Below are 8,564 nucleotides of genomic sequence, written 5' to 3'. Positions count from 1 at the left end.
CCCCTTTTTGCAAAAAGGGGTTCCCTCCCCCGGGCCCCCACCCTCCCGAAAAACTTTCATGGAGGGGAAGAAAGATGTGGACAATGAGGGATGCATGGACTGGAAGCTGCTTTTCACGACCTTTGCCACCATTTTCGTGGCCGAACTCGGGGACAAGACGCAGCTGGCCTGTGTGCTGACAGCGGCCGATTCCCGCAGGCCCTGGATCGTCTTCGCCGGCTCGTCCCTGGCCCTGGTGGCCACCAGTTTGCTCGGGGTCATCTTCGCGGAATTCATCTGCAACTTCGTCTCGCCGGAGATCATCAAGAAAGTCGCGGCCGTGGCCTTCGTGGTCATGGGCGGGCTGATCTATTTCGACAAACTGTAGGGGGAAAGCGGCATGGCACAGGAAACGGTCGTCTGCGACCTGCGTGAGAAATGCTGAGGGCTGGGACTGGAGATAGGTTGGTATCTCCGCCTCTCCCGGGCCGACGTGCTGGAATTTCTGGTCGCGACAAGCGCCCGCCCCGTTCTTGAGGACCAGCTGGCCACCGTGTCCGGCTGGCGTCTCGACGTTACGCAAGCCGACGGCTTTCTGCGCGCGGTCTATACGCGCCACCCGCCCCGGTTCGCGGCCGGATAGACCCGCCATCTGGACATTTTCCCGGAAATGTTGTGTAGGTTTTCAATGGGAAAAGTCCGGCAAGGCCCCTGGCAATGGTTCCTGAACCGTTCCATCGCGGCAATCCTGACCGGCATTGTCCTGCTGGCCGCCCTGCCGGCCATGGGCGTCATCGTGGCCTCGAGCTTCGAGGCGCGCCATCAGGCCGAACTTCGGGCCTGGGACGACATCCGCAACCTGACCCGCAGCCTGGCCGCCCTCCAGCGGGGCGTGCTGCGCCAGGCCCGGGGCGTGCTCGTGGCCCTGGACCATACCGAGGAAGTCTGCGGCCAACACATCCTCGCCTGCAACCGGCTTTTCACCGACCTGCTGCGCGACCATCCCGAACTCTCCAACATCTTCCTTACCGACGCATCCGGCACGGCCATTGCCTCCGGCCTGCCCGCCTTTCTCGGCGTCAATCTCGCCGACCGGAAGTATTTTCAGGAAGCCATGGGCACCCGCAGGCTTGGCGTCAGCAAGTTCATCCACGGCCGGGCCACGAAAAAGCCGATCCTGGTCTTCGCCCTGCCGCGCATGGACGCCGACGGGCGGCTTCTGGGCGTCATCGGCATGTCCTACTATCTCGAAGGCTACGACAAGTTCTTAAAGCGCATCGAGCTGCCGCAAAACACCCGGATCACGTTCCTCGACCCGGACGGACTGCGCATGGTGGCCTACCCCCCGACAGAGCGCTTTCCCCTGGGCAAGGAGCTCGTTCCCCGGCTCCGGGCGCGCCTCGCCGCGGACACCGCCGACGAGGGGACCTTCATCGCGCCGCGCTACACCGGCGGGGACGGCCTGTTCAGCTTCACCCGGCTGCGCCTCGCTCCCGGTGAGCCGCCGTACATGAGCATCCTCGTTTCCGCGGCCTGCAACGACGTGTTCGCCGAGGCCGACAGGCTCCTGCTCCGCGGCCTGCTCTCGGCCCTTGTCGCCTCCGTGTTCGCCCTGGTCATCGCCCAGGTGGCCGGGCGGGCGGCCCTTGGCCGGGGCATCGCCAGCCTGGCCGACGCCGCCGAACGGCTGGCCGGCGGGGATCTTTCCGCCCGGGACACGGCGGCGGCGGCCGGCAGCCTCGAGGTCCGCCGCCTCGGCGTGAGCTTCAACGCCATGGCCGACACCATCGAAGGCCGCGAGCGCGAACTGATCGAATCGGCGACGGCCCTCGGACGCATGCGCGCCATGCTTTCCAACATCCTCGAATCCATGCCCTCGCCCATCATCGGCATCGATCCGGCCGGCCGCGTCACCCACATCAACGGCAGCGCCCAGGCGCTGTTCGGCCTGGACGCCGACGCCGCCCTGGGCCGCGAGGTGGGCGCGTCCCTGCCGCAGCTCTCCGGCTACATGCCAAACGTGGAAACGGCCCTGCGCGAACGCCGCGCCCAGATCGTGGAAAAGCAGCCCCTGCCGCAAAACGGCGACACCCACCTCATGAACATGCTCTTTTACCCCCTCGTGGCCAACGGCGCCGAAGGCGTGGTCATCCGCCTCGACGACGTCACCGAGAGCGAACGCATCCGCCAAGCCGTGGAAAAGGCCCTGGAGGACAAAAACATCCTGCTCAAGGAAATCCACCACCGGGTGAAAAACAACCTGCAGATCATCCTCAGCTTCATCAGCCTGCAGGCCGACGAGGCGACCGACCCGGCCGAGCGGGAGCGCCTGCGCCTTTTAAGCACGCGCATCCGGTCCATGGCCCTGGTCCACCAGCAACTCTACAATCGCGAGGACGCCGCCACCATCGACATGGCCGAGTACGTCCGCAGCCTGGCCCAGGGCGTGCTGTCCGTGTTCAGGGAGCAGACGGCCGGGGTGCGCCTTGTCTGCGACACGCGGCCCTTTCCCTTGTCCCTCAACGCCGCCGTGCCCTGCGGGCTGCTTTTGAGCGAGCTTTTGACCAATGCCTGCAAACACGCCTTTTCCCCCGGGCAAATAGGCGAGATCCGCGTGGGCTGCCGGCGGGAGGAGGGCATGGCCCGCTTCTGGGTGGAGGACACGGGGCCGGGAGTGCCGGCGGGATTCGATCCCGAGGCGGCGGCGACCATGGGCATGACCCTGATCAAGGAACTGGCCCGCCAACTGGAAGGGGAAGTAAGCGTCAGCCGGAGCCGGGAAGGCGGGGCGCGCTTCGGGATCGCGTTTCCGGCCTGAGGCCGACGCCCCTCGTCATTTTTGGGGCATCACCGCAGAATCCCTTTGAAAGTTTTTGAAGGGGGTCCGGGGGAAACTTTTTTCAAAAAGTTTCCCCCGGCCGCCGGAGGCGTCTTTTTTCGCTCCGCCCCTTAACGCGTGCGGGCCTGGTAGCGGTTGATGTGCCGTTCCAGCCAGCGCGACAATTCCGTCAGGCAAAAACAGATCACGAAGTAGAGCAGGGCGATGGTGATGAAAATCTCCGTCGGCGCGGTCAGCGTGCGGTTGTTCACCTGGGTGGCCGCCTTGGTGAGTTCGTTGACGCCGATGATAAAGGCCAGGGACGTATCCTTGGTCAGCGACACGAACTGGTTGACGAACGACGGGATCATGTTGAAGAGCGCCTGGGGCAGGATGACGTGGGTCATGGCCTGGAAATGGGACAGCCCGGTGCCGCGCGCCGCCTCCATCTGCCCTTTGGGCAACGCCTCCACCCCGGCCCGCACGATCTCCGCGATGTAGGCGCTGGTGAAAACGATCAGCGCGATCAGCGCGCTCTGGGACTCGGGCAGGGTATGGCCGAAAAGCACCGGGGCCAGGAAATAAAACCAGAAGACGACCATCAAAAGCGGAATGCCCCGGATGATCTCGATATAGAGGAGCGCCGCCCAGCGCAGCAGGGGCTTTCTGGAAATGCGCATGAGCCCGCAGCCAAGCCCCAGCCAGAAGGCGCCGAAAATGCCGCCCAGGGCCAAAAGCACGGTCATGGCCAGGCCGCCGAGCGGCCCCTTGGGATAGGCGCCGATCAGCAGGTAATCGAAATTGTTGTAGATGACGTTCCAATGCATGACCCTGCCCCCCTAGTGCGAACGCACGCGCAGCACGCGCCGGCTGTAAAGGGTGACGCCCGCCGAGACGACAAGCGAAATGCACAGGTACATGCAGGTGGACACGGTGAAGGCCTCGAACCCGTGGAAGGTGTGGGCCTCGATCTGCCGGGCCATGTAGGTCAGGTCCATGACGCCGATGGTCATGACCAGGGACGAATTCTTGATGAGGTTCAGGAACTGGGAAATCAGCGGCGGAATGATGACCCGGAAGGCCTGGGGCAAAATGATGTAGACCATGGCCTGGGTAAACGACAGGCCGCAGGCCCGGGACGCCTCGAGCTGGTTTTTGGGGATGGAGAAGATGCCGGAGCGGATCTCCTCGGCAATGAAGGCGCTGGTGTAGACGGTCAGCGCGATGACGCCGCAGGCGAATTCGAAGTCCTGCTTGTAGAGCCACTCGTTCACGAACTGCGGCAGTACGCTGTAGGAGCCGAAATACCAAAAGAAAATCTGCACCAGAAGCGGCGTGTTGCGAAAAAATTCGGTGTAGATGGCGCTGACCCAGACCAGCGGGCGCACCTTGGACAGGCGCATGACGGCGATAAGCGTCCCCAGAACCAGGGACAACATGATGGAAACGCCGGAAATCTTGAGCGTGGTGACAAGGCCCGAAACCAGCCACTGCCCGTATTCGCCGGTGACGACCTGGGTGAAATCGAAATGATACGCCAACGTCCTCTCCAAACCGACGTCCGCTGACGCCGTTGTCGACCGGACCCGGCCGCCGGGGACGTATCCCCCGGCGGCCGGGTCCTGACAAGCTGTTACCCGTTCGCCGTAACGCCTACGGCCACAGCTCCATTTTCCAGGTCAGGGGCAGATAGTCCTTTTTGCCTTTGCCGAACCACTTGTCGTAGATCTTCTGGTATTCGCCGGTCTCCCACATGTTCATGAGCGCCAGGTCGACGAAGTCGCGGAAGTCGGAATCGTTTTCCGGCAGCCCGAAGCCGTAGGGTTCGGGAGAAATGTAGTCGCCGACGATCTCCCAGTTTTCGGGATGGTCGTCGCTGTTCTTGATGCCGACCAGGATGGATTCGTCCGTGGTCATGGCCTGGACCTTGCCCTGCTTGAGGGCCAGGAAGGCCTCGGGGTAGGTTTCGAAGGAAATGACGGTGCAGCCGGGTTGGGCCTTTTTCACGTTCTGCTCGGAGGTGGAGCCCTTGACCGAGGCCACCTTCTTGCCGCCGAGATCAGCCACGGACTTGATGCCGCCGCCCTTTTTGACCAGCAGCTTCTGGCCGGTCATGAAATAGGTGATGGAGAAGTCGACCTGGTCCTCACGCTCTTTCTTGTGGGTCATGGTGGCGGCCACGATGTCCACGGCGCCCTGGCCGAGCATGGGGATGCGGGTGGAGGAGGTCACGGGCTTGAGTTCCAGCTTGACGCCCAGGCGCTTGGCCAGGGCCTGCATGAGGTCGATTTCGAAGCCCACGATCTGGTTGGTCTTTTCGTCGACGTAGCCGAAGGGGGGCTGGGAATCCTTGACGCCGGCGACCAGCGCGCCCCGGGCTTTGATGTCGTCGAGCTTGCCGGCTGTGGCCGCCGCGGCCGCGAGCAGGGTCAGCAGGCAGGCCAGGGCCGAAATCCAGGCGATCTTGCGCATGAAAGCCTCCTTGTGAGGTTTTTTGAGGTTGCGTGCCGTTTGTCCGCGCCGGTCGCGCTACAAAATCTCTTTGAGGAAAAGCTGGGTGCGCTCGTGCCGGGGATTGGAAAAGAATTCCCCGGGCGGCGCGCCCTCGATGATTTCGCCATGGTCCATGAACACCACCCGGTCGGCCACCTCGCGGGCAAAGCCCATCTCGTGGGTGACGCACAGCATGGTCATGCCGTCGCGGGCCAGATCCTTCATGACGTTTAAGACTTCGTTGATCATCTCCGGGTCCAGGGCCGAGGTGGGCTCGTCGAAGAGCATGGCCTTGGGCTTCATGGCCAGGGCCCGGGCGATGGCCACGCGCTGCTGCTGGCCGCCGGAGAGTTCGGCCGGGAATTTCCTGGCCTGGGCGTGGATGCCCACCCGCTCGAGCAGGGCCAGGGCCAGCTCCTCGGCCTCCTTGCGCGGCATGCTTTTGACCTTGATCGGGGCCAGGGTGATGTTTTTGAGCACGGACAGGTGCGGATAGAGATTGAACTGCTGAAAGACGATGCCGATGTCGCAACGCAGCCGGTTGACATCGATGTCGTCGCCGTGGATGTCGTGGCCCTCGAAGAGGATATGGCCCTTCTGATATTCCTCCAGCCGGTTGACGCAACGGATCAGCGTGGATTTGCCCGATCCGGAGGGGCCGCAGATGACCAGCACCTCGCCGGCCTCGACGCTGTCCGTGATGCCCCTAAGCACATGGAAGTCGCCATACCATTTGTTGACATTATGGAATTCGATCATGGGCATGGCGCTAAGACTCCTCCTCGGGCGCAAAAGAAACACCGGCCGTCTCACGGCAGCCGAAAACCCCGGACATCACGACAATCCCTAATACCCCAGAGTGCTTGAGACTACCCATTTTGTCAATTGCGGACACCCTGGGGAGCGGAATCCCGCCGGGCCGGGGGCGGACTTGCGCCGGCCGCGACAGTCCCGTAGGGTTCCAGTCGGAGAAACCCATGCGGCTTCGTTGGAAATTTTTCCTCATCCTGCTGGCCTTCAGCCTCGTTCCCCTGGTGGTGGTCACGGGGGTCACCCAACGCCATGTGGTCGCGCTCGGCCAAGCCATCGCCGGCGAGGGCCGCACGCTCATCGCCGCCATCGTCAAAAACGAGCTGCGCCAGACGGCCGAGGACTACGCCCTGGTGCTGCGGCGCTCCAAAAGCGCCATGGATTTCAGCCTGACGGTGCTGGTGGCCGCGGCCGAGCGGACACTGGCCGGGCCGCCCGGGAAATCCGGGGCCGCCGCCGAGGTCTACCGGGCCCATGACGTGGCCACGGACAAAAACACGCCCCCGGACCTGGGCCAGGGCGAAAGCTACGCCAAGCGGCTGGCCGGCGGCGGCCAGGAACGCCTGGCCATCAGCGGCGAAAACCCGGTCGTCTACCGTCCGCCCGGGGCCAGGGGAAAAAACGGTGAAGATGTCCGGCTGGCCGAGCTTGGCCCCACCTTCACCCTGCTGCGCGCCGAACTCGGCGACCTGCTCCTTTTCGCCTCGGTCACCCTGGCCGACGGCAGCCACGTGTCCTTTCCCGGCCACGCCGGCTATCCGGCCGACTACGATCCGCGCGAGCGCCCCTGGTATAAGGCGGCCAAGGCGGCGTTTACGCCCCATGCCCCGACAGGCGGGGCCGTGGTCTGGAACGACCCGGCCGTGGACGCCGCCACCGGCCAGGTGACCCTGACCCTGTCCAAGCCCCTGGCCGGTCCGGACGGACGCTTCGCCGGCGTGGCCAGCCTGGACGTGCCCCTGGCCCAGGTGCTCCAGGAACAGGAAATCGCCTCCCAGTGGTCCGAGGCCATGCGCACCTTCGTGGTGGCTCCGGCCACGGACCCGCGCACCGGGGCCTCGGCGCTCTACGTCTGGGCCCAGCGCTCCTACGAGCAGCATGCCCCGGACTGGAAGAGCGTGATCAATTTCGAGCGGCTGACCTCCAACGACGCGGTCGGATTCGAGGCGTTCCTGGCCACCATGGAACGGACGAAAACCGGTACGGCCGATCTGCCCTACAAGGGCGAGGGCGCCTTCTGGGCTTTCGCCCGGCTGACCAACGGGTCCTATTTTCTGTGCATCGTGCCCAAGTCCATGCTGTCCACCCTGGCCGAACGGGCCGGGCAGGACATCCTCGATGCCACGGCCGCCATCGTGCGCCTGTCCGGCGCGACCATGGTCGTCCTGCTGGCGGCCATTACCCTGGCCGCCATCGCCATGACCCGGGTCTTTCTGCGGCCCCTGCTGGCCATGCTCGGCGGTTGGAAACGGCTGGCGGCCGGCGATTTTTCGGCCCGCCTCGACCTGCGGGTCGGTGACGAGCGCCAGGAACTCATCGACGCCTTCAACGAGGCCGGGCCGATGATGGCCGACCACCTGCGGCTGCAACGCTCCCTGGAGCTGGCCCAGGAGGTGCAGCAAAACCTGCTGCCGGCCGCGCCGCCGGCGGTGCCGGGCCTGGACATCGCCGGCACGGCCATCGCCTGCGACGAGACCGGGGGCGATTATTTCGATTACCGGGCCGTGACCCGGGGCCAGGAGATCTGCCTGGACACGGCCGTCGGCGACGTAACCGGGCATGGCGTGCCTTCGGCGCTGCTCATGGCCACGGCCCGGGCCCTGCTTCTGGCCACCGAGGACAGCGAAACCCCGGCCGAGCGCGTGCGGCGGGCCAACCGGCTGCTGTGCCGCGACGTGGGCGATTCGGGACGTTTCATGACGCTCGTCGCCATGGAAATCCGCCCCGAGGTCGGCGAAGCCCGCTATGTGCGCGCCGGCCACGATCCGGCCGTGCTCTACGACCCGGAAACGGACGCTTTCGAGGAATGGCCGGGCAAGGGCGTGCCCATCGGCATCGATCCGGCCTACCCCTATGCGGAAAACGTGCGACCCTTCGCCTGCCCGGGACTCGTCTTGGCCATCGGCACGGACGGCATCTGGGAATCGCGCGGCCCGTCCGGGGAAATGTACGGCAAGGCGCGCTTTCATGCTTCGATCCGGCGCGCCGCCGCAGGCTCCGCCGCCGACATCCTGGCCGCCGTGCTTGCCGACCTGACCGCCTTCCGGGGCGACTGCCGCCAAGAAGACGACGTGACCCTCGTCGTGGTGAAGAAGATTTAGGAGAGAAGAAGATGCGAGAGGGGGCCCCTTTTTGAAAAAAGGGGCCCCCTCTCGCGCTCTCCCCTCCTAAAAACTTTTTACGGTTACAGATGTGGTAACGAGAATACTTTGTAACCGTCAAAGTCTTTGGAAGGGGGGGGCCG

General features: G+C 64.7%; 8 protein-coding genes. 4 read left to right on the top strand and 4 right to left on the bottom strand.

What is annotated here, in order from left to right; genetic code table 11:
- The first annotated feature begins 76 nt into the window (after positions 1 to 76).
- From ACMZ6R_RS19390 to ACMZ6R_RS19380, 3 genes are all read left to right on the top strand, one after another.
- Positions 77 to 367 carry a TMEM165/GDT1 family protein gene (locus ACMZ6R_RS19390; RefSeq protein ID WP_416114596.1) on the top strand — a complete coding sequence of 97 codons (291 nt, stop codon included), beginning with the start codon at positions 77 to 79 and terminating at the stop codon, positions 365 to 367.
- Positions 368 to 472: 105 nt separating this feature from the next.
- Positions 473 to 622, top strand: coding sequence for a hypothetical protein (locus ACMZ6R_RS19385; protein ID WP_416114595.1), 150 nt, complete (start codon positions 473 to 475; stop codon positions 620 to 622).
- A gap of 45 nt (positions 623 to 667) precedes the next feature.
- Entirely contained in the window at positions 668 to 2,797 is a 2,130-nt protein-coding gene (locus ACMZ6R_RS19380; protein ID WP_416114594.1) for a histidine kinase dimerization/phosphoacceptor domain -containing protein, read from the top strand.
- A gap of 131 nt (positions 2,798 to 2,928) precedes the next feature.
- Here the strand turns inward: ACMZ6R_RS19380 and ACMZ6R_RS19375 are convergent, their stop codons facing one another.
- From ACMZ6R_RS19375 to ACMZ6R_RS19360, 4 genes are all read right to left on the bottom strand, one after another.
- Positions 2,929 to 3,624: an amino acid ABC transporter permease gene (locus ACMZ6R_RS19375; RefSeq protein WP_416114593.1), complete on the bottom strand. Its 696-nt coding sequence runs from the start codon at positions 3,622 to 3,624 to the stop codon at positions 2,929 to 2,931.
- A 12-nt stretch (positions 3,625 to 3,636) separates the two neighbouring features.
- Entirely contained in the window at positions 3,637 to 4,338 is a 702-nt protein-coding gene (locus ACMZ6R_RS19370; RefSeq protein WP_416114591.1) for an amino acid ABC transporter permease, read from the bottom strand.
- 112 nt (positions 4,339 to 4,450) lie between these two features.
- Entirely contained in the window at positions 4,451 to 5,269 is an 819-nt protein-coding gene (locus ACMZ6R_RS19365) for an ABC transporter substrate-binding protein (protein WP_416114589.1), read from the bottom strand.
- Positions 5,270 to 5,326: 57 nt separating this feature from the next.
- Positions 5,327 to 6,055 (bottom strand): amino acid ABC transporter ATP-binding protein, encoded by a 729-nt coding sequence (locus ACMZ6R_RS19360; protein ID WP_416114587.1) that lies wholly within the window; start codon positions 6,053 to 6,055, stop codon positions 5,327 to 5,329.
- Positions 6,056 to 6,267: 212 nt separating this feature from the next.
- Between ACMZ6R_RS19360 and ACMZ6R_RS19355 the strand changes: the two genes are divergently transcribed.
- The gene (locus ACMZ6R_RS19355; RefSeq protein WP_416114585.1) at positions 6,268 to 8,421 is read left to right on the top strand and encodes a SpoIIE family protein phosphatase; all 2,154 of its coding nucleotides are present in this window, start codon (positions 6,268 to 6,270) and stop codon (positions 8,419 to 8,421) included.
- The last annotated feature ends 143 nt before the right edge of the window (positions 8,422 to 8,564 follow it).

This window comes from Solidesulfovibrio sp. C21 (assembly GCF_047785625.1).
Lineage (GTDB): Bacteria > Desulfobacterota > Desulfovibrionia > Desulfovibrionales > Desulfovibrionaceae > Solidesulfovibrio.
This window is presented reverse-complemented; position numbering and strand designations above follow the sequence as displayed.

Excerpts from the sequence above, each read along its gene's own strand:
- ACMZ6R_RS19380 (WP_416114594.1), top strand. The coding sequence starts at position 668 with ATGGGAAAAGTCCGGCAAGGCCCCTGGCAATGGTTCCTGAACCGTTCC.
- ACMZ6R_RS19375 (WP_416114593.1), bottom strand. The coding sequence starts at position 3,624 with ATGCATTGGAACGTCATCTACAACAATTTCGATTACCTGCTGATCGGC.
- ACMZ6R_RS19365 (WP_416114589.1), bottom strand. The coding sequence starts at position 5,269 with ATGCGCAAGATCGCCTGGATTTCGGCCCTGGCCTGCCTGCTGACCCTG.
- ACMZ6R_RS19360 (WP_416114587.1), bottom strand. The coding sequence starts at position 6,055 with ATGCCCATGATCGAATTCCATAATGTCAACAAATGGTATGGCGACTTC.
- ACMZ6R_RS19355 (WP_416114585.1), top strand. The coding sequence starts at position 6,268 with ATGCGGCTTCGTTGGAAATTTTTCCTCATCCTGCTGGCCTTCAGCCTC.